This is a genomic window from Methanocalculus sp. (assembly GCF_029762515.1).
Taxonomy (GTDB): Archaea; Halobacteriota; Methanomicrobia; order Methanomicrobiales; family Methanocorpusculaceae; genus Methanocalculus.
Window position 1 is genome coordinate 1 of sequence record NZ_JARVGN010000488.1, and the last position, 1,569, is coordinate 1,569.

Consider the following 1,569-nt stretch of genomic DNA (forward strand, 5'->3'; position numbering starts at 1 on the left):
CATCTGCATCCGTCTCGAACGGGATGGGGAACCCTTCAATAGTGACGAAAGCATTCTTAATGGGTTGGCCATCTTCTCCCCTGACTATCAGCGAAACCTTCTGTTCGATAATATATTCCGGTACGTCGATAATCAAATCCTTCCTCTCGATATTCGGCTTGATCATTATTGTTCTAGTTTCTTGCGGAGCGAGGTTAACAGATGCGTATATGATGATGTAGTCGCCTGAAGTCTGTGTGCGTGCGACAGATCCCCCTGAAACTTGATACTCTCCTTCGTCGAGCTTTGGCATGACGACTCTGAACGTCACACCGGATAGTGGTTCTGGATTGCTGTTCGTAACGCTGATTGATGCACTATCCAGCTCCTGAGATGCGGTGAATGAAACCTGTTGCAGCTTTCGGTAATGATCCGCGATGGCTTTTGGCGTCGTTGTTGTCAGTCCACTTCTCTGCGCATAGTCAAAGAGATCAATAAACATCCCGGCATATTCGGGGTTTTCAATGTCTGCATTTCTGAAGATGAAAAGGGCCATGTCATTGTTTTCGGCGACGCTATCGATGACTGCTCTCCAATTCATAAATACATCCTCTGGATCATCCCGGGAAAGCGATGTGCTCGGCGGATATGATGCAGGGAGCAGGACCAGATCTGTCGTTTTTCCCTGATATATCGCCATCTGAGGCTGTCTCAGCCCTTCATCATAGAGAATGCCACGGTACGGGGGATTTACCGTGTTGGCAATAAAATATGATTCTTGGGCATCGAGCAATTCCTGGATTACCGAGAAATCATATCTCGAGAGAACAGTATGTTCCTTCACTATCACTATTGGGATTATACCACTAGAATAGGGGTGGAGTTCGATGCTTTGCTGGCGTTCCACCCGCTTTCGTGCTGTAGTTTCATCACCTATTGCAATATACTGCACACTCCTGAACGAAGCACCGGGGTCTAATGCCCTTGTCTGCCTGAGGAGGACAGAAGTGTACCTGTCATATACTGTCGAACCAGAGTAATGCAGATCCAGTGGAAAAGGAGTGGTCGGGCGGTATTCGATATAAATCCCAGAATCGCCATTATTGAGAAAAATTCCATTGAACTTGTCGTTAAGCCAAGAGCCATCCTCAGACGGAAAAATATTTTTTTCAATTCGATTCCCTTCATTAAAAAGAACAAACCCGTCTATTGGGCTGAAGAAACGGACATCGGAATATAACCTCATACTCCTCATACCATGCAACTGATCATTGGAAACGACATATTCCCGCTGTATAGTATCAGCATAAAATGTGTATGCGATTGTGACCGTTCCAATAAAATCAGCACTGGTATTAGCAAGATTACCTTTGTATATGATCCTATTGTCTTTTACTTCCGTTGCAAAGTTCATATTGGCCAAAATATGAGATGAGTGCTCCCCGCCCAACGTTGTTGTTAGTGTATCTATTGTATGTCCATCTCCGAGGTAATTAGTCTGTTTTGTTCCGATATATTTAACTTGAGGAGCATTTGCACTCAATGATATCTTGTAGCTGCTGGATTCGATAATATAATCAGATCCACTCT

1 protein-coding gene is annotated in these 1,569 nt (G+C 44.5%); it reads right to left on the reverse strand.

Annotation, left to right across the window (positions count from 1 at the left end; translation table 11 throughout):
- Positions 1-1,569, reverse strand: a 1,569-nt coding sequence (locus QCH34_RS12470; RefSeq protein WP_300334606.1) for a hypothetical protein, incomplete at both ends; no start/stop codon positions are given.